We start from the raw sequence: 23,025 nt of genomic DNA on the forward strand, positions 1-23,025 counted from the left end.
AATTTAATATTACATTTAAAATGAATGGAATTTCTAATTTTAAGGAGGAACAGTTTTGGAAGAATTAATAACAATTAGTAATCTTCATGTAAAGATAAAAAAAGAAATGATAATAAGCAACTTATCTCTGAGTTTGAAAAAAAACTCCATAAATTGTGTTGTAGCTCCAAATGGAATGGGAAAAACAACTCTTTTTAAATCATTAGTTAATATTATTCCAATTGAATCAGGTGAAATAAAGATAAATTTGGAGACTTTGAAAAACAGGAGAAAGTTCAACAGAAATATATTTTTTTTAGAAACTTCGGATCAATTATTCTCTAACTTAACAGTCTATGAAAACATGTTGTTCATAGCAAAATTATGGGAATATAAATCTGATTTAGAAAATATTATTGATTTGGTCGGTGTAGAAAGTTATAAAAATAAAAAAATAAAGCATCTTTCTTTAGGCATGAAGCAAAAAGCTTTAATAGCTGTCGCTATTTCTAGTGGAGCGAGGTTCATTATTTTTGATGAACCAATAAATGGATTAGACATTGAAAATATCGAAAATATAGCTACTATTTTCTTAACTCTAAAGAGTGCAGGGAAAACTATATTATTGTCCTCTCATAACATTTTTGAAATAAGTAAACTATGTGACAATATTTACTTCTTAAATAATGGTGTTCTGAAAACAGCTCCTTTAGATTATGAATTGTTAAAAGAAGAATACAATGAATTATATGTAACTAAAAGGAGAGACTAAATGTTAAAATTTGAACTAATAAAAATATATAGAGAGAAAACAATATACATATTGTTTTCCATGTTGTTATTTGTTATATGTGTGCCATTATTTTTAGGGAATACTCAATTTGATTATTTAAAATATTATGAAAACAACTACAATGCAAATTTAACAACTCTCGAAAATATAAAGAATGATCCTACAGCAGCAGAAACAGTTGAGGATATAAAGGAAGTAAACGGCTATTTAAAAGAGCTTGTTGAATCCATGAAAAAAAAGGATACTAAGAACATATTAAAAAATGAACTCAATTTTGAAAAGAAAAATCTAGAAGATATGGAAGCAGGTAAACTGCATGCAGGTTCATTAATTGATAAAAAAATTACGGTTGCTATACTTGAGTATCTAAAAAATAATGATATGGATAAAAAAAGTGACGATACAAAAAAATTAGAAGGAATACAGTATCTAAATCTGATAGTATCTACACCGCAATTAATGCTAATTATACTGATTTTAATTTGTTTCCATGTAGCATATGTATTTAATTTAGACTACAGAAAAAATAATTTTATACTATATTGTATATCTCCTAATTCGTATTTAAAAACGTATTTTACCAAATTTTTAGCAAATATAATATCTAGTTTTGTTAACGTAACAGGATCATTTTTAATTATTCTGACTATTCTATCTATAAAAAATGGAATAGGAGCATTGAACTATCCTGTTCCAACTATACAAAATAATGCAGATATAAAGCTTATATCTACAGGGGAGTTTGTATTCAAAGCAGTACTTTTTCTATTTCTATTTTTGGTATTTATTAATTTATTCGGGTTGTTGTTATCAATCTTATCGGATAATTTAATACTAAACATATCTGTTTTGATATTTCCGTTAATTTTTGGTCAATATGAAGTAATAAATGCTTTTGTAAGCGATAAGTTTAAACATTTTATCCTACTGAGTTACATTGATATAGTTCATATTCTATCAGGCGGAAGCAGCATGAAACCTCTTACTAGCCCAATGCTAACGTATGAGAACGGAATGATAGTATTGATAATAAATATTGTCGTATTTTTATTTGTCGCTATAGGCATTTTACTAATTCCTTCACAAAAATTAATGGTTAGAAAATTAATGAAATAAGTGGATTCACTAGAAAATGGAAGAGATTCGTCGCAAAATACTTGGGAGGAAATACCAGTCACAGCTAGTACGACAGGTAACGATCTCAAGGTCAATGAAAGGGGATAGGTTGTTGGGGGATTCCAACAGTCATAGACCGAGTAACCCAACAAGTGATTGCACAAGTACTAACTTCAATTTTTGAAATAAGGTTTCATCTAAACAGCTGTGGATGTATATTTGGAAACAATGGAAAACGCCCAAAAACAGACGAAAGAGTTTAATCAAACTGGGAATGGATAAAAATTAGGCTTATAGAATTAGCTATTCAAGAAAAGCAGCAGAAAGAATAGCCAATTCATGGGTGGTGTTGTGTACAACAATCACTAATTGTAGACTGGAACGCTTCGGTTTATTGCCAGTAGTCACACAGTATCAAAAAGTATATGTGATATAAAGTTGAACCACCGTATACGAGAGCCGTGTGTCAGACTGTTTAACAAATACTTCAATATAAAAAATCTACTTTCGATTTTACTCAATCATAGTTCCAAACGACATCAGAATAACAAAAAATAAAAGCTTCAGGATCATTGGGTTGCCAACAACCTTACGATTTCTGAAACTTTCTTTATATTTATCAATCGTTTGAAGTTGTAAACGAGACCAAGTAGAATTGTCTCTGAGTCAACAGAACTCAGTTCTTTAAGTAAACAGGAAAATGTCTGTATTACTTTTTTATCCCTGTACGGTTATATGGCTGCTGTCCAGGATTTTGTTTTAATACTCCACGATGCCATCTAAGATAAGCAAAGTCATTCAACGAGAGCATCGACAGCTCGAACTGGATTTTCACTATCAATGATTTCATCAAATGAGAATAACTGAAACCTTATTTGTTCTCTTGAGCAGCTTTGAACAGTGCTCATTTGAGTAAACTCCCCTAGTTAGCCCAATTATAACATCAACGGAGTCACTTGCTAGATAGTCTGACGTGTGGCGATTTGTCGATTAATGATTAGCCTTCTATTCGATCGTTTTAAATGTAAAAGTACTTTGCAATTTTTAGAAGTATATTTTTTGGTGTCTGTACAATTAAAACAACGTAGGATAAAATGAATCATCCCACGTTGTTGTTCTTCTTGATACTAAAAGACAGTATTCATCACATCGCCATCCACGACGGCTCCAATGTATTTCCGTCTGGATCCTGTACTTCCAGTCCATACATTTGTTCTTCTGGAATGCCCATGTCTACTCGATAGAAATCACCGCCGTTTGCTTTTGCTGTTTCGCCAAATTTTTTCACAGCTTCTGCACTTTCTAAACTAAATGCAGTCAGAACACTGCTGGTAGTTTTTGTATCTGCAATTTTTTTACCATTGATAAACTTACTGTAAAAATCATGGTTAAGAAGCATAATCCAAAAATTATCATCCCAAACCATAGCACTCGCTTCTTCTGTTGAGAAATCTTTATTTTGTGTGAATCCCAATTTTTGATAGAATTCAGTGGAGCGTTGTACATCAGTTACAGGAAAATTCACAAAAACCATTGTTGCCATAAAAAACCTCCGCTTTTCATTTTGGGCAGTTCAAAATATATTCTAAAAAATGCTCTGAAAACCTAACAGCAATGCAGTTTTCATCTGCTTTGACACTTCATCCTCGTGTCAAAGAGCAGCTGTTATCTAAGGCAGTGAAACGAACAATTTACAGTGAGCATCATTAAGCTAAGCCTGTTGTTCTGACGCACTTTTTTACTGTACTTTTTTCTTCAGCACGATCGATGTTGAAGGCTAGCTGTCAAGTGCACTGATTATTCAGTACAGAGTTTTCATAGATTATTTTGAGTTACCTTTATTTTGTTTATTAGGAGAAAAGAATCTCATTATGGTACTTTTTTGTCAAGAATAAGGTTCTGAATGAATAAGGATAATTGCAAATATCATTTAATTATCAGTAAAATATGCTTTTTCGGCTATGTATAACCCGATTTCACGAAAATAATGAATAGTGGTACACTTAAAAGGAATTGAAAGGAATGGTTAAATGGATAAGCGTGTATTGTTAGGGATTGGCGCTATTCTGGCTGTTGTACTCTTGATTATAATGATTGAGCTTTTTTCACAGCATAAACTTAAACTGAGAATTAGATATCAGTGGGGGAAAAAGCCGGCTTGGAGCCGTTTGGATAATGAAGACAGCCTAAAAGAAGCATGGCATTCTGCTCAAACCTACCAAAAAGCGGACAGCATAGTAGACGATATTACTTGGAATGATTTAGATATGTTGGAAGTCTTTGAAGCAGTTAATGCAACCTATTCCAGTGTGGGGTCAGAAGCATTGTATCATCAGCTTAGAAGCTTTGATTTTAACAGTCAGTCGGCTGAAAAAATGGAACAGCTGATCACTTTTTATCAAAACAATCCTGAGATGCGTGAGAAAATACAATTTAAATTTGCGCAGCTGGGAAAGAAAGATAATAATTTTGTGAAACATTATTTATCAACAACAGAAGGGAAGGAATTGCCTCATTTTTATCTATATATGTTGTTAGGGCTGCTGCCCTTCACAGGTCTTCTCTTCTTGAGTTTTGGACAAGTTTTTGGTGCGGCTGTTTCACTTGGCAGTATCTGCTTTAATACTGTTTATTATTTAATCAAAAAGGAACGGATGGAAATGGAACTGAGCAGTCTCCGTTACTTTGTTCGTACACTTGGGATAGCCAAAGATTTAAGCAAGCTGGAAACACCCGTTCAAAAAAAGCTGAAAGAAAATCTCAGTCCGCTGAAAAAGATTTTGTTCGTTGGCTTCTCTTTTAGAGTAAAATCCAATTCCGAAGCTGAAATTATCTTTGACTATGTCAATATGGCTTTAATGCTGCCGTTTATTTCCTATAATTTTGTATTGAAGCGATTGGCCAGACATCGTTCAGAAGCAATAATGTTATGGGATATTCTTGGAAAAATGGAAATGGCATATGCTGTACTGAACTTCCGTTTATTTATGCCTGCAGTCTGTCAGCCTGAATTTGCCAGAGGAGGTATAACTGCGACGAACAATTACCATTCTTTATTATATGTCAATGCAGTTGCCAATCCTATTGATTGGGAGCATAATACGCTAGTTACCGGTTCTAATGCTTCTGGAAAATCAACGTATGTAAAAAGTATTGCAATTAACTGCATTTTAGCCCAGACAATACAAACTGTAACGGCAGACAGCTTTAAGATGGAGAGAGGACATGTTTTAACATCAATAGCGATTGAAGATAATATATTTGAAGGCGACAGCTATTTTGTAGCAGAAATCAAATCAATCAAACGAGTATTGGATCAGGTTGAACATGGAGAACGTAATTACTGTTTCATTGATGAAATACTCAAAGGCACCAATACGATTGAACGGATTGCTGCTTCAGCCAGCATTATTAACTGGCTGAAGCAATACCCTTCTCTGGCCTTTGTGGCGACCCATGATATAGAGCTGACCGAAATCTTAAAGCATTCCTGTGAAAATGTACATTTTGAAGAACGTGTGGAAGAAGAGGGAATTACATTTGATTACGAATTAAAAGCAGGACCGGCAACAACACGAAATGCTTTGCAGCTGCTGCAGGTTATGAATTATCCTGATGAGATAGTAACAGCAGCCAAAGAAGAAGCTCAGTTTTTTGATGATTACAGGACCTGGAAGATTTTGAACAGCTGAATATTTCTAAAGAATTTGTGGTGAGTAAGAAAATGATTGAGCCTCTTCAAAACTTGAACGGGGAATGTTTATTCCGTAAGAGTTACCTTTGCTGCTAAGCTGGGTGAACTGTTATGATTTATCAAAAATGCCGGAAAGGATTCAATGTAGACTGCTATTATTCTGTCATGGAACGAAAGATGCAAAAATTGATTACGAAGATACAGATGATCTTGAAACCAATGGTTCCGGATAAGAGTACGCTGAAAATACTCAGTTTCTGATTGGTGAAGATGAAGGACATCTGGGTTAAGGAAATCTAATGAATCAGGTCACAGATGTTTTTGAAGAAGAATTACAAACAAAATAGAGTTTTCAAGTTACAAAGTGAGGCAAGTCTAAAAGGGCGGCCTCTTTTTATATTCTATTGAGTTAACCAAGTAAAAGTTTAAGAAAAAGATAAGGTACTTGTTTAATAAATCAGGCACCTGTATAATGATAGTTTGTAAGGTACCTTGATATTTGGATGGAGGAATGTATGATGAAAAATTTTTTTGATGATCAACTAATAAAAGACTATTTTAATTTCGAGAGAACGATGCATCAGTATTATACCTGGAAGCGAAGAGAAAAAGATGGGGATGGAATTTCAGTTAAAGAGCAGCGAAGACTGTTAAGCTTGTTGACGATACAGCCGCAAATGAATAAGAGAGAAGTTGGTTTTCTTCTTGGAATGCATCCAAAATGGCTGAATCAGCTTTTACAGCATTTGAGTGAAAAAGGCAAGGTTATAGTAGAGGTATCTAAAAAAGATTCAACAGCTGCTGAGATTACACTGACTGAAGCTGGGAGAAAAGAAGTTGCGAAAATGGATGAAGAAAAGAAAACATCCGTATTTGATATCTTGTCGGATGAAGAAAAAAGTCAGTTCCAATCAATAATCGGAAAAATTACAAGAGAACTTGATGAAGAGCTTCCGGAAGATGCGAAGAAGTTTTTTAAGCATAATGGATATGGTCGAAGAGGATTCGGAGGGAAAGGCAGAAAGGGCAGATTCCATCATTTTGATTGTCAACATGATGGCAGACCAAAAGAGCATCCTGTACACGGACCTGAGTTTGAAGGTTTTGGATTATTTGAAGATAGAGCTTGAAGAAAAGAAGCGAGTAAGCAGGATATTCAATTGAGCAATAATGTGTCAAGATAGCTGTAGTGCAGGATATGCGATTTACAGAGACTTGGAAATAATTACTATTTAACTGAAGAGCTCTGGCAAAGCAGCTTATTTCCTAATTTGTACAAAAAAGTCATGCGTCTTAGTTTTTATTTGCTCAGCTCTAAAATTTAGGATTGAAGGAGATTCAATTCAGCAGAAAACAAAAAATGGTATGAGTAGCTTGAGATCCACCCACACCATTCGCTTTTTCAAAGAGTAAGTAAACTTTATTACCTAATTTCATAGAAATATTCTACTGATGCTAGATATTTTCCTGAAAATTAGGTACAATAAAGATCGCTAGTACTTCGGTACTCGCAAAGGGCAACTTGGATAGATAGTGGCAGCTCTCTATTCAAGGCTTCATCGTCTGGTTGGCGCCAGGGGATGAAGTGCCTTTTTATTTTGTTGTTTAAAATGACCAGATCAGGTTACAGAAATCAGGATTAGGGTTGAGTATTTTCATTGGGTCGTGCTGGTGAAAACAGTTCCCGCCTGTCTGGCTTCATTCCCTGCTGCTGTAAAGAAACTCCTTCAATACAACTAGCAGGATAGAAAAAAACGGTATCAGAGCTGCTGCTCCAATACCGTCAATAGTTCACAACAAATATACATAGTTTCCGATACCTGAAATTTGGGAAAGGAGAAAAGTAAACTTCTAAAGAAAGATTTCAGGCAAAACAAAAAAACTAGTATGAAAAGCTGAAGACTACTGGCATTTGTATCGGCAGTGGCAGCTGTCTGTACAAGGCTTAAACTATCTGGTTGGCGCCAAATAGATAAGTGCCGTCTTTTATTTATATCAAGTTAAATATTTCTATCCTACGTCTTATAGTATACCTAAATAATTTGTCCTTCGCAATAAAAAAATAAAGGTTCGATTAATTTATTTGATAAATACAAATGAAAAAGAACAATTTGGAAGAAAAAACAGCTATTGTTGTTTCTTTCTTATAGTCCATTTCAGTCTGCTATGTTATCCTGATAGAAAGCGCTTTACTTTCTGGGAGGGATAATTGAAATTGAAAGTAGTTATTATAGGGGCTTCATTTGCTGGAATAGCTGCAGCCTTTGGAGTACGAAAAAAATTTAAAAGAGCAGATATATATATTATTGATCAGCAATCAGAAATAGGCTATTTACCCGGAGGGTTAAATTTATTTGCCTATCATCAAATCGCCAGTTTAAAGGAAGCACGATTTATTACTGAAAGTGAATTGCAAAAAGAGAATATTCAGTTGATGCTTCAATCAAAAGTGATTAAGCTGCATACGAAAAATTATGCTTTAACTTATATTAAAAAGGGACAGGAGTATTTATTTTCATATGACAAATTGATTCTGGCTACAGGGTCCAGTCAATGGTCAGAAAAGATATCCGGCAGCAGTTCTAAAAAAGTCCTAAAATACAAATTCTTTGAAGACAGTTGTCATTCTTTGCCAATGTTGGAAAGCAGCCGGAAAGTATCTATAATAGGCGGTGGTCAGATTGGTATTGAAGCAATCGACAGTCTGTTGAAAATGGGTAAAGAAGTTTGTGTGTTTGAAAGTATGGATTATCTGTTGTTCAAATATTTCGATAAAGAAATGATTCAGCCTGTTTACGAAGAGATGTTGAAAAGAGGTGTACTGTTTCATTTCAATGAGCCTATAGATAAAATTGAGAGCCTTGAAAATGGACTGAGCATACATACAAATAAGGAAGAATACTTCAGTGATGTTGCTGTTTTTGCAATGAACGTTCGCCCTGATTTATCCTATCTTGATTCTAAAATAAAAAGACACATCGATGGAACTGTTTTGGTTGATGAGTACCTGAGGACCTCTCAAAAGGATGTTTTTGCCGCAGGAGATTGTATTCAAATCGCTCATTCAGTGTTGGGGGAATCATTTTATATTCCACTGGTAAATAATGCCGTTCGAACAGGGCTGGCTGTTTCGCAGAATTTATTAGTTCCGACAGCGGAATTTATCGGCTCAATTCGAACCATTGGAACGCGAGCTGTTGGATATTATATAGCTAGTACAGGTTTGACCGAAGAAGAAAGTCTGTTTTATCCGCAAGAAGTAGGTTCTGTTCACATAAAACAAAGAAGCAGTCTTTTTTCAGGTGAAGAAATTTCAGGGAAGCTCATTTTTGAAAGAGCCACGCATAGATTATTAGGTGCACAGCTAGTTTCAAAGGACAATATTCTCGAAAAAATCAATACTTTGGCACTGAGTATTCAAGTCGGACAATGTTTGGAGGAAGTGTATCAGAAAGAATATTTTTTCCATCCGTTTTATTCAAGTCCTTTAGACATTACAAATCTATTGGGAATAAAAGGAGTATGGGAGGAGCAGAATGAGAGTTGAATCATTACTTGATAAAAAGAAAGCTCGGGAGATTCGGCTGTTAAAGAAAGTAGTGCTGGAAGGCGGGCAAATTTCGGATGCAGCATTAATCAAGTATCTCAATATTTCCAAGGCATCGCTGGAAAATGACTTAAAGGCATTGAATTGTGGACTGAAAGTTTATGGGAATGATTGTTGTCTTTTTTATGATGGGCAGCAGATCAAGGTAGAACTGGCAGCCCATTTTAGTATGGCACGTGTAATTAATGACTATCTTCAGCAGTCACTTAAATTTCAGTTGATTGATTATTTGTTTATTCACCGGGAGTTTACAATTATCCAGTTAACAAATAAATTTATGATAAGCGAGTCCTCTCTTTTTAGAAAGATAAGAGAACTGAATACTGTATTAAAAGAATTTGACATTCAAATAAAGAACGGTCATTTAAAAGGAGAAGAACTTCAAATCCGTTATTTTTATTTTCAAATTTACTGGTTCCTTACGCCATATGAAAAGCATTTAAAAGCAACTATAAACGCTCAGAATGAACGAATGATCAATTCACTTGAAAAACGGCTGACTATAACGCTGGCTCAGGATAGTCGATTGAAGCTCAGCCTTTGGCTGACAATCAGCAAGAGGAGGCTTACAGTACCTGGAAAAATTTATCGTTTATTAACAGAAAAATCATCCAGCTACGAAGCTGATCCGATGTTTCAACAGCTGCGCTCTTTTATTTTACGCTATTTCAGCCGTTACCCGCTTGAAATAGATAATGAAGAAAGTATGCTGCATTTTATCTTTTTAACGAGTATGTTTGTTCTTTCGGAAGAGGATATTGAAAGGTACGGACAAATAAGAGGCAGACGGACACCGACTTCATTGGCGGATACATTCATGCTGGAACATGCGGTTCTCTATTATCGGCCTCAAAAATTTTTTCCGACACTTGAAAGAAAGATTTTTTACTATTTTTCTCAAATTCACAGCCGACTTTATTTTTTTAAAGGAGAATTGGAAATTTTTGACAAGGACAATATTTGGGAAAAAGAAGAAAAACTTTCAGGACACCATTTAATGAATTTTTCAAAAATATTACTGTCTGAAAGCTTGGATGTTTTAGGTTTGTCTTATGAAGAGAACAACAGTCTTTATGAATGGTCGCTGGTAAAGTATGTGAGTTTGCTTGCAATTATTGATTTTGAGATGATGAGTGAGCTTCAAATTGGCATTGATTTGAAAATGGACCCATTATATCGTGACGCACTGACTCAGGTTTTAATCTTGAGCTTAAAAAATGTAAGCGGGGTAAGGATTGAGGAATACCGGATAAAAAAGAATTATGATTTAATTATTACTAACAGAATGGGGGGAGAAGCTTATCCATCCGGTCAGCACCTCTATGTTCTTTCAGAGCTGGGATCAGCCTATGATATTGAACAAATCAAGAAAAAAATCAGGCAGTTATATCAAAAAAGTAATAGCTAACTTGAGGTCTGGACAAAAGCGATCAGCTCCGAGAATTAAGAAGGAATATCCGAAAATTGTCAAGGAACACTATTCATAGAATAAATGGCTGAGAATTGATACACTGCGCTTCGATTACATCAACTTCCACGTATGAAACATACGAGAGTTGACAGGCTTCACTAGGATTGCTTTAGCAGAGTAGATGACGCCTGTTACCTACTTGGTGAAGGACTCGGAGCTCCTCATATTTTCAGGATCGTTGGGCTTAATCCCGAAGGAGCTGCTTCTGCGGTTACTCGTTGCAAAAAGAATTTTTGCTTTTGTACCGCCGTTTATTTGAGGTTAGATACGAAGAGCATTTGGAACTTTATTCTGTCTCACTCTCATTTGAATCTGGGGGAATCAAAAACTATCAACAATTTTTAAAATTAAAAAAAATATGACACTTTTAATGGGGTGTTTTCTTTTATGATAGAAAAGGAAAGCGATTTCATTAAAAACAGGAGGAAGCAACATGACAGAGAAAAAATATATCATGGCAATTGATCAGGGAACAACAAGTTCGAGAGCAATTATTTTTGATAAGGCTGGCAATAAAGTCGGCAGTTCCCAAAAAGAGTTCACGCAGCATTTTCCTAAAGCCGGTTGGGTGGAGCATAATGCAAATGAAATATGGAATTCAGTACAGTCAGTTATTGCAGGGGCACTGATTGAATCCGAAGTCAAACCAACAGATATCGTTGGAATCGGAATTACCAATCAGCGCGAAACGACCGTTGTCTGGGATAAAGAGACAGGTTTGCCGATTTATAATGCGATAGTCTGGCAGTCACGGCAGTCTTCGCCGATTGCTGATCAGCTGAAACAAGCTGGACATGGAGAGATGATTCACAAGAAAACTGGTTTGATTATTGACGCATACTTCTCTGCCACAAAAGTCCGCTGGATTTTGGATCATGTTGACGGCGCACAGGAACGGGCTGAAAAAGGAGAATTACTGTTTGGAACAATTGATACCTGGCTGGTGTGGAAATTAACCGGTGGTGAAACCCATGTAACGGATTATTCAAATGCGAGCAGAACGATGCTTTTCAATATTCATGAACTGGATTGGGACCAGGATATATTGAAGCTGTTGAATATTCCAAAAGCGATGCTTCCAAAAGCTGTATCAAATTCAGAAGTGTATGGACTGACAAAGACCTATCATTTCTATGGAAGTGAGATTCCTATTTCAGGCATGGCAGGAGATCAGCAGGCTGCTTTATTCGGACAAATGGCATTTGAGCCGGGAATGGTTAAAAATACGTACGGTACAGGTTCCTTTATAGTAATGAATACCGGAGAAAAACCGCAGTTGTCAGATAATAATTTATTAACTACCATCGGCTATGGAATCAATGGAAAAGTTTATTACGCATTGGAAGGAAGTATTTTTGTTGCAGGTTCAGCAGTTCAGTGGTTAAGGGACGGTCTGAAAATGATTCAGACTGCAGCAGAATCTGAAGCTGCAGCAGAAGCTTCTTCTAACCGTAATGAGGTTTATGTAGTTCCGGCATTTACCGGTCTGGGTGCACCATATTGGGATTCTGATGCACGAGGGGCAGTCTTTGGCTTAACAAGAGGAACAACAAGGGAAGATTTTGTGAAAGCGACATTGCAGGCTGTGGCTTATCAGGTGAGAGATATCATTGATACGATGAAAAACGATACTGGTATTGATATACCTGTCTTAAAAGTAGATGGCGGCGCAGCTAATAACGATTTGCTTATGCAGTTTCAGGCGGATATTATGAATACTTCCGTTCAAAGGGCTCAAAATTTGGAAACAACTGCATTGGGTGCAGCGTTTCTTGCAGGACTTGCTGTAGGCTTCTGGAAAGATTTGGATGAGCTGAAATCTTTCCATGAAGAAGGGCAGGTTTTTGAAGTGAAAATGGCTGAAGAAGAACGTGAAGACTTATATGAAGGCTGGAAACAAGCTGTAAAAGCAACACAAATGTTCAAACATAAACCAAAATAGGAAGAAGGGTGCAGGATGTCATTTTCAGTAGCCAAGAGAAAACAATATATCGAGAAAATGAAAGAAGAAATCCTTGATTTACTGATTATCGGCGGTGGTATCACGGGAGCAGGTGTTGCTTTGCAGGCTAGTGCTTCCGGAATGAAAACGGGACTGATTGAGATGCAGGATTTTGCTGAAGGCACATCTTCAAGATCTACAAAACTGGTGCATGGCGGTATCCGTTATCTGAAAAATTTTGATGTTGAGGTTGTTGCTGATACAGTTCAGGAACGAGCGGTTGTTCAGGCAATTGCTCCCCATATTCCCAAGCCTGATCCAATGCTTCTGCCAATTTATGATGAACCAAAAGCAACCTTTAACATGTTTTCTGTAAAGGTGGCAATGGATCTTTATGATCGGTTGGCAGGTGTTCTTGGCACAAAATATGAGAACTATACATTGACAAAAGAAGAAGTGATTGAAAGAGAACCGCAGCTGAAAAAAGAAGGATTGCTTGGAGGCGGAGTTTATCTGGATTTTCGAAACAATGATGCCCGCCTGGTTATTGAAAATATCAAACGTGCAGCACAGGATGGCGGTTATCTGGCAAGCCGAGTTAAAGCAGTTGGTTTTTCTTTTGACGGTAATGGAAAGATTAGCGGTGTGAAGGCAGAAGATCTGCTGACGGGAGATCAATTTGAAATAAAGGCAAAAGTTGTAATTAATGCGTCCGGACCATGGGCTGATAACGTTCGGGGACTTGCTACTGAAATGGAAATCATTCCTCAGCTTCGTCCAACGAAAGGGGTCCACCTTGTCGTTGACAGCAGTCGACTCCATGTTCCGCAGCCGACTTATTTTGATACCGGTAAAAATGACGGCAGAATGGTTTTTGTTGTTCCCAGAGAACAGAAAACGTATTTTGGCACAACAGATACAGACTATACCGGGGATTATGAGCGTCCGGAAGTAACTCAGGCGGATGTTGATTATCTATTGGAAGTGGTTAATTCACGCTATCCTGAGGCAAACCTAACGATCACGGACATTGAAGCCAGCTGGGCAGGCTTAAGACCTTTGATTTCAGGCAACAGCGGGTCAGATTATAATGGCGGGAATAATGGAAAGATTTCAGATGAGAGTTTTAACCAGTTAATCTCAATAGTCGAAAAGTTTCAAAAGAAGGAAATCGAACGATTGGAGGTAGAAAGTGCACTGAAACATCTGGAAGATTCATTATCAGAAAGTGAGAATAATCCGTCTTCTGTTTCCAGAGGCAGTTTGCTGGAACGATCCAAAGAGGGGCTGCTAACGTTATCAGGAGGAAAAATAACTGATTATAGAAAAATGGCTGAAGGAGCGATGAGAGAAATTCAGCGTATTCTAAAAGACGAATATGACAGCGGTTTCGAACTGATTGATTCTAAGAATTACCCTGTTTCAGGCGGAGAAATTTCACCGGAAAATGCTGAGGAAGAACTAAAACAGTTGGCAGATGAAGGTATAGCTAAAGGATTAAGTGAGGAAGAAGCTTTATACCTGGCTCATTTATATGGATCAAATGTCGCCTGGCTGTTTGAACGTATCGATGAAATAAAACCTGCTGAATACCTGACATTAGCAGAAACATTGAGCTTATACTATGCACTTGAAGAAGAAATGACACTGACACCGGAAGATTATCTGGTTCGCAGAACAAATCATCTTCTATTCATGAGAGATTCGCTGGATCAGGTGAAAGAAGGGGTTGTTGCAGCGATGGCCGATTATTATCATTGGACAGGGGCAGAGACGAAAGAGTATCGGGAAAAATTGAATGAAACAATTGCTAAATCTGATTTGACTGAGCTGAAAGGCAGGGGACCTCAAAATGGATACATCCAACATGACACAACTATTCAGTGAATTTTTGGGAACACTTATTTTAGTACTTTTAGGTGACGGTGTATGTGCAGCCGTCAATTTGAAAAAAAGTAAAGCAGAAGCTTCAGGCTGGATTGTCATTGCTTTAGGCTGGGGAGCAGCTGTAACAATGGCTGTTTATATTTCAGGATTTATGGGGCCGGCGCATTTGAATCCGGCAGTAACCATTGCAATGGCTGTGGTAGGGAATTTTGAATGGGGAGCGGTTATTCCATTTGCCATTGCTCAAGTGGCTGGTGCTTTGATTGGTGCAATTTTGGTTTGGCTGGCTTATCTTCCGCACTGGGAAGAGACAGAAGATAAGGGTGCTGTCTTAGGGACGTTTGCTACAGGTCCTGCAATTCGCAATTATCCGGCAAATGTAGTGACTGAAGCTATCGGTACAATTGTTCTGATCCTTGGGCTGCTTGCATTTTCTCAACACACATTCGCTGACGGAGTGAATCCATTTGTTGTTGGGATTCTAATCGTATCCATTGGACTTTCACTTGGAGGTCCTACAGGTTATGCTATTAACCCTGCAAGAGATTTGGGGCCGCGTATTGCTCATCAAATACTGCCGATTGCAGTAAAAGGAGAATCAGATTGGGGATACTCATGGGTACCCATTGTTGGTCCGATTATTGGAGCTGTGGTTGCCGGCGGAATCTGGATGGTTATGATCTAACCTGCATATAATCGAGCATAATGGTTGGAACAGAAGCTGTTTCTGTTCCAATCATTATTTGTTTTTACCGGAAAATGAGTTTGAAGATCTATGAATTGTTATGAGTAAAAGATTTAAAGTTGTTCAGCTTTCTTTTCAGGCAAACTCATGCTACCATTTTGAGTAACAGTAAATAAAAGCAAATAACAGGATGTGAAGACTTGGAAGAAAATAAATTTTTATATGCAGAGGAACGAAAGGCTGAGATATTGAGATTGCTTGAAGAACAGGAACGGCTTCAGGTAATAGATTTGGTGGAATTATTTCAGGTTTCGGGCAGTACTATTCGAACGGATATGCGTGAACTTGAAAAAGAGCATTTATTGACACGAACTCATGGAGGAGCGATTCGCAATCCGCAAAGAAGTTTTGAAGATAAGCCCAAAGTCAGAGAACTGACGGCTGAAAAAAGGCAGATTGCTCGTAAAGCAGCTAGTTTGCTGAACGATGGCGATTCTCTGGTTATTGATACTGGGACTTCCTGTCTGGCTTTTGCAGAAGCTTTGGTACACAGCCAGATTAAGGGTCTAAGAATTCTTACGTATGATTTGCAGATTGCTTCCATGCTCAGCGAGGAAACAGAGCATGAGATTTGTTTTATCGGTGGGATTATTCGAAATGGATTTCAGTATACTTCAGGAGAAATGGTGATAGAATCATTACGGACATTTTTGGTTGATAAAGCAATTATTGGGACAACATCATTTTCTATAGAGAAAGGCTACTCTACGCCAAATATAGGCACAGCCGAACTCAAAAAGATTTTGTTTTCCATCGCAAGACAGAAGCTGCTGCTTTGTGAATCCAGCAAAATTGGGAAAGAAAGTTTCAAACTATTTGCCGGAACTGCTGATGTGGATATTTTTATTACAGATAAAGGAGTCAAAGAAACGGATCAGCATTCCATGAACGCTAAAGGCTTGACTGTTTTAACTGCCTGAAAAAAGAATGAAGTGAACGAAAAGAGCAGAAATACCATCAAAAAATGATGATATTTTCTGTTCTTATTTCTTTTCTTCAAAAGCAATTGAAAATGATTTGACTTTCATTTTCTTTTATTTATTGACAAAATGAAAGTTCGTGATAAAATGAAATCGTATTCAAGTAAGAGGAGGAAATGAAATGACAGTCAATTTATCAGTGAAAGAATTAGCAAATTTGGTTGATCACACCTTATTAAGGGCAGATGCACAGCGTGCAGAGTTTAATAAACTTTGTCAGGAGGCAAATAATTATGGTTTTAAAATGGTGGCAATTAACTCATCTCCTGTTCAGCATTGCGCAGAACTTTTAAAGGAAAGCCCTGTTCATGTCGGTGCAGCGATTGGATTTCCTTTGGGGCAGACGACGATTGAGACAAAAGTCTTTGAAGTGGCCAATGCAATTAGTAATGGTGCAGATGAAATTGACTATGTAATTAATATAGGGGAGTTAAAAGATGGAAATTTGACTTACATCCGACAGGAAATGGAAGAGATCGTTTCGTTGTGTCGGGAAAAAGGAATATTGAGCAAAGTGATTCTTGAAAACTGCTATTTATCTGATGAAGAAAAGGTTGCTGTTTGTAAAATTGCGAAAGAAGTACTGCCTGATTTTGTAAAGACTTCTACTGGATTTGGTACAGGCGGCGCAACACTGGCTGATGTGAGATTGATGAAAGAGGTAGTGGGTGATAAGGTGAAAGTTAAGGCTGCCGGAGGCATTCGTGATTTGGAGACAGCTCTGGCAATGGTTGAAGCAGGAGCGGAAAGACTGGGAACGAGTTCAGGAATTCCAATTGTTGAAGCGTATAAAGAATTCATGGAGGAAAAAGGATGAGTTTAAAAGAGCTTATGTCTGAAAAACTGATTATCATAGAATTGCAGAGTAAAAATAAGGAAGAAGGGATTAAAGAGCTGGCTGAAAAAATGGCTGCATGCGGAAGAGTCACAGATCTGCCTGTCTATCTGAATGCTGTAATGAAGAGGGAAGAGGAAGCAACAACTGGTATAGGATTTGGCGTAGGCATCCCACATGGAAAGTCGACATCAGTTGCAGAGGCAAGTCTGGCATTTGGTCGAAGCAAAGAGGGAATTGTTTATGATTCCATGGATGGAAGTCCAGTGCATTTATTATTTTTAATTGCAGTCCCGGAAAATTCTGATAATGAACACCTGAGGATTTTGAGCCAGTTGTCCAGAAAGCTGATGCATCAGGAGATTAGAGAACAGTTGATGAATGCTGTCAGTAATGAAGAAATTTATTCGATTATTGACATGTAGAAATTTTACTCTGCCAAGGAGTTTTCAAATGAAATATTCCGTGGTAAACAGTAACAGCTATTATTCTCTAATGATGCAAGAGATCAACACTGAAATGGTTGGATGCAAGAAAGACTAAGGAGGAAATAGAATGAAAATAGTTGCAATTACTTCATGTTCCACTGGAATTGCCCACACGTATATGGCTGCTGAAAATTTGGAAATGGCTGCAAAAGAAAAAGGATATGAAATCAAAGTTGAAACTCAAGGTTCTATTGGGGCTGAAAATGTTCTTACCACAGATGAGATTACTGCTGCTGATGCAGTGGTGATTGCTGCCAGTACAACGGTCAATAAAGAGCGTTTTAATGGAAAACGGCTGATTGAAGTGGATGTGAACGAAGCAATTAATAACGGACCCAGCCTGCTGGAACGATCACTTTCAGCACCTGTTTATCAAACGGGTTCGGGAACAGAAAATATGAAGGAAGAGAGACAGTCAGGTAAAGGGATATACAGTCATTTAATGACAGGGGTTTCCTATATGATTCCATTTGTAGTTGCCGGAGGCTTGTGTATTGCACTGGCATTTGCTTTTGGGGGAATCAATGCCGAAGGAGATTTTGCTCAGGGAATTAATGAATTGGGCGGCTTGGCGATGGGGCTGATGTGGCCAGTTCTGGGTGGATATGTTGCTTTCTCTATTGCGGATCGGCCCGGTCTTGTTCCGGGAATGGTCGCAGGAATGGTTGCTTCGGGAATGAATGCCGGCTTTTTAGGAGCCCTGCTGGGCGGATTTCTGGCAGGTTATACAATTTTAGTATTAAAACGATTCTTAAAACTGCCTGCAGCTTTTTCTGGTTTGCTGCCGGTATTAATCCTTCCAGTTCTATCAGTTTTAATCGCCGGAGGAATTATGAAGTTTGTTGTAGGTGTTCCAATCACAGCAATTAATGAAGGGATAATGAACTGGTTGAACAGTTTAACAGGGATTAATTCTGTTTTACTGGGGCTTATACTAGGAGCCATGATGGCTGTTGATTTGGCCGGACCTATTGGAAAGGCAGCATACTTCTTTGGTGTCGCTTCTCTGACAAATCTGGGGGCAGGTGAGACCAGCACGATTATGGCAGCTGTCATGGTTTCTGGAATGGTACCTCCTCTGGCAATGGCTCTTTCTTCTACTATACTTGGAAAACAGCTGTATACAAACGAAGAAAGAGAAGCAGGAAAGTCGGCATGGGTATTGGGGCTGTCTTTTATCTCTGAAGGAGCCATTCCATTTGCGGCAGCAGATCCAATACGAGTGCTAGGTTCAGTTACAGTTGGTTCAGCGATTGCCGGGGCTCTGTCAATGATATTCAATTGCGGCATTGCAGTTCCGCATGGCGGATTTTTTGTATTTTTGATCCCAGGTGCAGTCACAAATGTTTTATTCTATATCATTGCACTGGCAGTTGGAACGGCAATCAGCGGTTTTCTGGTGACAGCAGTGAAACTGGCGGGTGTCAAGAAAAGGGAACAAGTGTAAACGAGAGAACAGGCGGAGGGGAAATTCGTGAAAATGGTGAATATTTGTTTAATCGGTACAGGACGAGCTGGTATGATTCACGGCAGAAATATGGCAGCTAAAATAAAGGGCGGCAAGTTGATTGCTTTATGTGATCCTTCAGAAGAATCTCTAATGAATGCACAAAAGGAGCTGACCGTTGATTATATTTATAAAGATTATAGAGAAGCGATAGAGAACCCGGAAGTTGATGCAGTAGTGGTTGTCACGCCGACAGTCTATCATAAAGAAATCGTCATTGCTGCAGCTGAAGCCGGCAAACATGTTCTTTGTGAAAAACCTTTGGCAATGGATGAGCAGGAATGTCTGGAAATGATTCAGGCAGCTGAAACAAATAACATCAAACTTCAGGTGGGCTTCATGCGCAGATTTGATGAAAGCTTTCAGGAGGCAAAAGCAATTGTGGATTCCGGAGCAATTGGCGAGGTGGTTTTGGTTAAATCTCTAACCCATGGTCCAAGTGAACCAAAACCATGGATGTATGACATCTCTCAAAGTAATGGACCTATTGGCGAAGTGAACAGTCATGATCTGGATACCCTGCGCTGGTTTACAGGTAGTGAAGCAATCTCCATTTATTCCATTGGCGGAAATTTTCGTTCACCGGAAGTTCGAGCAGAATATCCGGATTACTATGATACGGTTTCCATGAATTTGCAGTTTTCTGATGGCAAACTGGGCGCTGTGGATGGTGCTCAATATGTTCAATATGGTTATGATGCTCGCGTGGAAATACTGGGTACAACAGGCAGCATACTGATTGGAGATCAAAGTAAACATAAGCTGGTTGTCGCTAATCGGCAAGGAGAAATTGTTCGGCCGGCAATGCACAGCTGGACATATCTGTTTCAAGATGCGTATGTGGCAGAGGATCAGGCATTTGTCGACTGTATCGCAGCAGATACAGAGCCGCTGGTTAGTGGCTATGACGGAATGATGGCAGTAAAACTTGTTCATGCAGGTTTAACGTCGCTACTTGAAAAACGAGTGGTACAGATAGATTAGGAGGATAAGGATGTCTCAGAAAATGATGAAAGCCGCACAACTTTCAGGAAAAGAAAAACTTCAAGTCACAGAGGTGGATACACCGGAAATCAGTTCTTCTGAAGTACTGGTAAAAGTGAGGGCTGCTTCTATTTGCGGAACAGATGTCAGAATGGTTAAAAATGGCTATACCAATGTGGATGAAAGACATCCATTGACATTAGGACATGAAATTGCAGGAGTGATTGAAGAGGTTGGCTCTGAAGTTAAAGGCTGCGAAAAAGGAATGCGTGTCGCAATTGCTCCAAATATGGGCTGCGGCATTTGTAATCAGTGTGTCAGTGGAAATACGCATTTATGCGAGCACTATGAAGCCTTTGGAATCAATCTGCCGGGCGGCTTTGCTGAATATTTGAAAATACCGGAAAGAGCAATCCGTCAGGGGAATATCACACGGCTTCAGGATGAAATCAGCTTTGAAGAGGCAGCATTAATCGAGCCGTTCAGCTGTGTATTTAATGGACAGGAAATTGCAGGAGTTTTCCCAGGGGATACAGTGTTGATTATCGGCGCAGGACCTATCGGTATCATGCATGCAATGTTGGCTTTGAGTCAGGGAGCTGGTAAAATTATTATGAATGATCTTCAGGAAGAGCGTTTGAATACAGCAAAAGAACTGGTGCCGGAGCTGGTAATTCTGGGGAGTGAGGATTTACAGAATAAGATTATGGAGGAAACCAATGGTCAGGGAGCAGATCTGTGCATCGTGGCAGCACCAGCTCCGCAGGCTCAGGAGGCTAGCTTCAACTATATGGGAATGAATGGTCGTCTGCTCTTTTTTGGAGGGCTTCCGAAGCAGAAAGAAAATGTTTCGCTGAATACGAATATTTTGCATTACAAGCAATTGAGAGTTTACGGCTGTACCAGAGCCAGTCTGCGCAGCTACCGTATTTCAGAACAGTTAATTGCCAGTGGGCGCATTCCAGTTAAACGCCTGATTACGGAATGTTACTCTATTGATGATTTTATGACTGCCATGCAAAATGCCAAGCAGGCTGTCGGCTTGAAACACGTCATCACATTTAATTAAGAGATCTGTTATTTATGTCAGCTGGTCAAAGGTGGTAATCCGCAGACCAGCTGACATTTTTCCCTTATTAATTGTTTATCAAGATAAAAAGAGAATCGGTCTATTTTTTTTACGACTATTGTATTTACCTCCGTTCTATTTTTTACTCTTAAACGGGGTTTATTTTTGAGTGAGAAGTAACAAAAAGTGTTTTATCAGGAAATAGTCTTTCTTTTTTGGGAGGTCCGGGGATTTTTCTTTTCAGAATAATGTATATGGGAGATGGACTTCAAAAACAGCAGGGGATTCTCTGCGGGAAATTTTAAATACATTTACTCCTACACTATTAGGAGATGTTTTTGCCGATCTTATTGTAACCGCAATTGTTCAAAGCAGTTTAGGAACAACAGTATTAACAGTTGGTTTGGCAAGAGTTGGGGGGATGTTTCTATGCTAGGTGATTGGCGTAATCATTGGGGCTAATGTTGATACTGGGAGAATCGTTTTCTGTATTGAGTTTAACTTAAGTGAATATGCACTATTCATTATGGGTGTCGGTTCCATTAGCTCTTTTTTTAAAAAAGAGTGTATTAATAATATCGGACAGATAGTTTTTGGTTTTGGCTGTTTGTTTTATGGTTTGAAATTAATGGAGAATGGTATAGTGTCATTATAGGATATACCTCAGCTTGCTGATTTAATGGTTGAAGTATCTGATTTTCCGATTCTGGGTACAGGAATTGGCATGTTGCTGACCATAGTTTTGCAAAGCGTACGGCAGCTTCACAGGCTGCCTTTAGCATAGTTGGAGCGGTTATTTTTACTATTTTACTGTCTCCATTAATCCGATTATTCATATAGGAGATAAAATCTAAACACTCAAAAATTTCAATACATTGGGTTTTGAGTGTTTTTACAGACAAAAATATGCTGATAAAATTAAATCCTTCTTTTTCGGGCAGATAAAGTAGGGTTTTCAGATGCAAAAAAAGTAGAATAGAAGTAGGAGTTGATAATAGTGGAATGGATAGACAGACTTGAACAATCTTTGGACTACATAGAAAAAAATTTGACTGAAAAAATTGATTATTCGGAGCTGGCTAAGATTGCTTGTTGTTCAGAGTATCATTATCAGCGAGTTTTTTCTTATATTGTAGGCGTGCCGTTAACGGAATATATTCGCAGAAGGAGGCTTTCACTTGCCGGTGCAGAACTGCAGCAGGGAGATAAAGTACTGACAGTGGCTGTGAAATACGGATATGAATCAGCGAATTCATTTACACGGGCTTTTAAAGCTATTCATGGGATTACCCCTTCTCAGGCAAAAAAAGAAGGTGTTCGTTTAAAAAACTATCCGCGTATCAAATTTCAAATTTCGATTAAAGGAGATGTTGAAATGGAGTACCGTATTGAAACAAAAGAAGCATTTAGAATTGTGGGAGCAAGGACACCCCTTTCCAAAGAAATTGAGGAGAATTTCAAAGAGGTTCCTCAGTTTTGGTCTAAGGTTTCCACAGATGGGACACTGTCAAAGATAGTTCCTCTGATGAATCAGAAGTTAAAAGGGGTTATGGGAGTCAGTTCCGGATTTGCCGCCAATGAGGATGAACCGGAATATTACATTGCTGTTGCCAGTGATCAGCCGGTTCCGGAAGGTCTGGCGGAATATACTGTGAAAAGGTATACTTGGGCAATTTTTTCCGGCAGCGGACCGATGCCTCATGCAATTCAGGAGCTGGAAAAACGAATTGTGACAGACTGGCTGCCAAGCTCCGGCTATGAATATACAAATGGTCCGGATATTGAACTCTATATTGAAAGCAACCCTGAAAATGCTGTCTTTGAAGTTTGGATGCCGGTGGTAAAGGCAAAAGAAAATACAGAAGATTAAACAATTGCTGTTGTCAGGAAAGCGGTCTAAGTGTGATGCTTTCTCTACATACAAAGAC

General features: G+C 38.2%; 18 protein-coding genes and 1 pseudogene. 18 read left to right on the forward strand and 1 reads right to left on the reverse strand.

What is annotated here, in order from left to right; translation table 11 throughout:
• Positions 1-55: 55 nt before the first annotated feature.
• Together LI951_RS08930 and LI951_RS08935 are read left to right on the forward strand one after the other, a co-directional pair.
• A complete protein-coding gene (locus tag LI951_RS08930) occupies positions 56-751 on the forward strand; it encodes an ABC transporter ATP-binding protein (RefSeq protein WP_229441909.1) in 696 nt (231 codons plus the stop codon).
• A complete protein-coding gene (locus LI951_RS08935; protein ID WP_229441910.1) occupies positions 752-1,888 on the forward strand; it encodes a hypothetical protein in 1,137 nt (378 codons plus the stop codon).
• Between the two features lie 1,144 nt (positions 1,889-3,032).
• Here the strand turns inward: LI951_RS08935 and LI951_RS08940 are convergent.
• Positions 3,033-3,431, reverse strand: coding sequence for a VOC family protein (locus LI951_RS08940; protein WP_202068777.1), 399 nt, complete (start codon positions 3,429-3,431; stop codon positions 3,033-3,035).
• 487 nt (positions 3,432-3,918) lie between these two features.
• Between LI951_RS08940 and LI951_RS08945 the strand changes: the two genes are divergently transcribed.
• The 16 genes and pseudogenes from LI951_RS08945 to LI951_RS09020 all read left to right on the forward strand — a co-directional run bounded on the left by LI951_RS08945 (position 3,919) and on the right by LI951_RS09020 (position 22,967).
• On the forward strand, positions 3,919-5,580 hold the full coding sequence (locus LI951_RS08945) for a MutS-related protein (RefSeq protein WP_229441911.1): 1,662 nt from the start codon (positions 3,919-3,921) through the stop codon (positions 5,578-5,580).
• Between the two features lie 113 nt (positions 5,581-5,693).
• Positions 5,694-5,843 carry a hypothetical protein gene (locus LI951_RS08950; RefSeq protein ID WP_229441912.1) on the forward strand — a complete coding sequence of 50 codons (150 nt, stop codon included), beginning with the start codon at positions 5,694-5,696 and terminating at the stop codon, positions 5,841-5,843.
• 254 nt (positions 5,844-6,097) lie between these two features.
• Complete coding sequence (locus LI951_RS08955) at positions 6,098-6,712, forward strand: MarR family winged helix-turn-helix transcriptional regulator (protein ID WP_229441913.1); 615 nt, start codon at positions 6,098-6,100, stop codon at positions 6,710-6,712.
• A 1,079-nt stretch (positions 6,713-7,791) separates the two neighbouring features.
• Positions 7,792-9,129 carry an FAD-dependent oxidoreductase gene (locus LI951_RS08960; RefSeq protein WP_229441914.1) on the forward strand — a complete coding sequence of 446 codons (1,338 nt, stop codon included), beginning with the start codon at positions 7,792-7,794 and terminating at the stop codon, positions 9,127-9,129.
• The gene (locus tag LI951_RS08965) at positions 9,119-10,597 is read left to right on the forward strand and encodes a helix-turn-helix domain-containing protein (protein WP_229441915.1); all 1,479 of its coding nucleotides are present in this window, start codon (positions 9,119-9,121) and stop codon (positions 10,595-10,597) included. Before LI951_RS08960 ends, LI951_RS08965 begins: the two co-directional genes overlap by 11 nt.
• A gap of 496 nt (positions 10,598-11,093) precedes the next feature.
• A complete protein-coding gene (glpK, locus tag LI951_RS08970; RefSeq protein ID WP_202068771.1) occupies positions 11,094-12,602 on the forward strand; it encodes a glycerol kinase GlpK in 1,509 nt (502 codons plus the stop codon).
• A gap of 15 nt (positions 12,603-12,617) precedes the next feature.
• Positions 12,618-14,489, forward strand: a complete 1,872-nt coding sequence (gene glpO, locus LI951_RS08975; RefSeq protein ID WP_229441916.1) for a type 1 glycerol-3-phosphate oxidase — start codon at positions 12,618-12,620, stop codon at positions 14,487-14,489.
• The gene (locus tag LI951_RS08980; RefSeq protein WP_229441917.1) at positions 14,455-15,174 is read left to right on the forward strand and encodes an MIP/aquaporin family protein; all 720 of its coding nucleotides are present in this window, start codon (positions 14,455-14,457) and stop codon (positions 15,172-15,174) included. Before glpO ends, LI951_RS08980 begins: the two co-directional genes overlap by 35 nt.
• A gap of 200 nt (positions 15,175-15,374) precedes the next feature.
• The gene (locus LI951_RS08985; protein WP_229441918.1) at positions 15,375-16,154 is read left to right on the forward strand and encodes a DeoR/GlpR family DNA-binding transcription regulator; all 780 of its coding nucleotides are present in this window, start codon (positions 15,375-15,377) and stop codon (positions 16,152-16,154) included.
• A gap of 181 nt (positions 16,155-16,335) precedes the next feature.
• On the forward strand, positions 16,336-17,031 hold the full coding sequence (gene deoC, locus LI951_RS08990; RefSeq protein WP_229441919.1) for a deoxyribose-phosphate aldolase: 696 nt from the start codon (positions 16,336-16,338) through the stop codon (positions 17,029-17,031).
• Complete coding sequence (locus LI951_RS08995; RefSeq protein WP_229441920.1) at positions 17,028-17,474, forward strand: PTS sugar transporter subunit IIA; 447 nt, start codon at positions 17,028-17,030, stop codon at positions 17,472-17,474. Before deoC ends, LI951_RS08995 begins: the two co-directional genes overlap by 4 nt.
• A gap of 130 nt (positions 17,475-17,604) precedes the next feature.
• A complete protein-coding gene (locus tag LI951_RS09000; RefSeq protein WP_229441921.1) occupies positions 17,605-18,984 on the forward strand; it encodes a PTS fructose transporter subunit IIC in 1,380 nt (459 codons plus the stop codon).
• Positions 18,985-19,017: 33 nt separating this feature from the next.
• Complete coding sequence (locus LI951_RS09005) at positions 19,018-20,028, forward strand: Gfo/Idh/MocA family oxidoreductase (protein ID WP_202068797.1); 1,011 nt, start codon at positions 19,018-19,020, stop codon at positions 20,026-20,028.
• A 10-nt stretch (positions 20,029-20,038) separates the two neighbouring features.
• On the forward strand, positions 20,039-21,097 hold the full coding sequence (locus tag LI951_RS09010) for a zinc-dependent dehydrogenase (protein WP_229441922.1): 1,059 nt from the start codon (positions 20,039-20,041) through the stop codon (positions 21,095-21,097).
• 298 nt (positions 21,098-21,395) lie between these two features.
• Positions 21,396-21,752, forward strand: a pseudogene (locus LI951_RS09015) (Na/Pi symporter).
• 342 nt (positions 21,753-22,094) lie between these two features.
• Complete coding sequence (locus LI951_RS09020; protein WP_229441923.1) at positions 22,095-22,967, forward strand: AraC family transcriptional regulator; 873 nt, start codon at positions 22,095-22,097, stop codon at positions 22,965-22,967.
• The last annotated feature ends 58 nt before the right edge of the window (positions 22,968-23,025 follow it).

The sequence above is a fragment of the Enterococcus sp. BWT-B8 genome (assembly GCF_020567625.1).
GTDB lineage: Bacteria > Bacillota > Bacilli > Lactobacillales > Enterococcaceae > Enterococcus_L.

Coding starts and splice junctions, on each gene's coding strand:
- LI951_RS08965 (WP_229441915.1), top strand. CDS start 9,119: ATGAGAGTTGAATCATTACTTGATAAAAAGAAAGCTCGGGAGATTCGG.
- LI951_RS09010 (WP_229441922.1), top strand. CDS start 20,039: ATGTCTCAGAAAATGATGAAAGCCGCACAACTTTCAGGAAAAGAAAAA.
- LI951_RS08995 (WP_229441920.1), top strand. CDS start 17,028: ATGAGTTTAAAAGAGCTTATGTCTGAAAAACTGATTATCATAGAATTG.
- LI951_RS08940 (WP_202068777.1), bottom strand. CDS start 3,431: ATGGCAACAATGGTTTTTGTGAATTTTCCTGTAACTGATGTACAACGC.
- LI951_RS08980 (WP_229441917.1), top strand. CDS start 14,455: ATGGATACATCCAACATGACACAACTATTCAGTGAATTTTTGGGAACA.
- LI951_RS09000 (WP_229441921.1), top strand. CDS start 17,605: ATGAAAATAGTTGCAATTACTTCATGTTCCACTGGAATTGCCCACACG.
- deoC (WP_229441919.1), top strand. CDS start 16,336: ATGACAGTCAATTTATCAGTGAAAGAATTAGCAAATTTGGTTGATCAC.
- LI951_RS08945 (WP_229441911.1), top strand. CDS start 3,919: ATGGATAAGCGTGTATTGTTAGGGATTGGCGCTATTCTGGCTGTTGTA.
- LI951_RS08955 (WP_229441913.1), top strand. CDS start 6,098: ATGATGAAAAATTTTTTTGATGATCAACTAATAAAAGACTATTTTAAT.
- LI951_RS08935 (WP_229441910.1), top strand. CDS start 752: ATGTTAAAATTTGAACTAATAAAAATATATAGAGAGAAAACAATATAC.
- LI951_RS09005 (WP_202068797.1), top strand. CDS start 19,018: ATGGTGAATATTTGTTTAATCGGTACAGGACGAGCTGGTATGATTCAC.
- glpK (WP_202068771.1), top strand. CDS start 11,094: ATGACAGAGAAAAAATATATCATGGCAATTGATCAGGGAACAACAAGT.
- LI951_RS08950 (WP_229441912.1), top strand. CDS start 5,694: ATGATTTATCAAAAATGCCGGAAAGGATTCAATGTAGACTGCTATTAT.
- glpO (WP_229441916.1), top strand. CDS start 12,618: ATGTCATTTTCAGTAGCCAAGAGAAAACAATATATCGAGAAAATGAAA.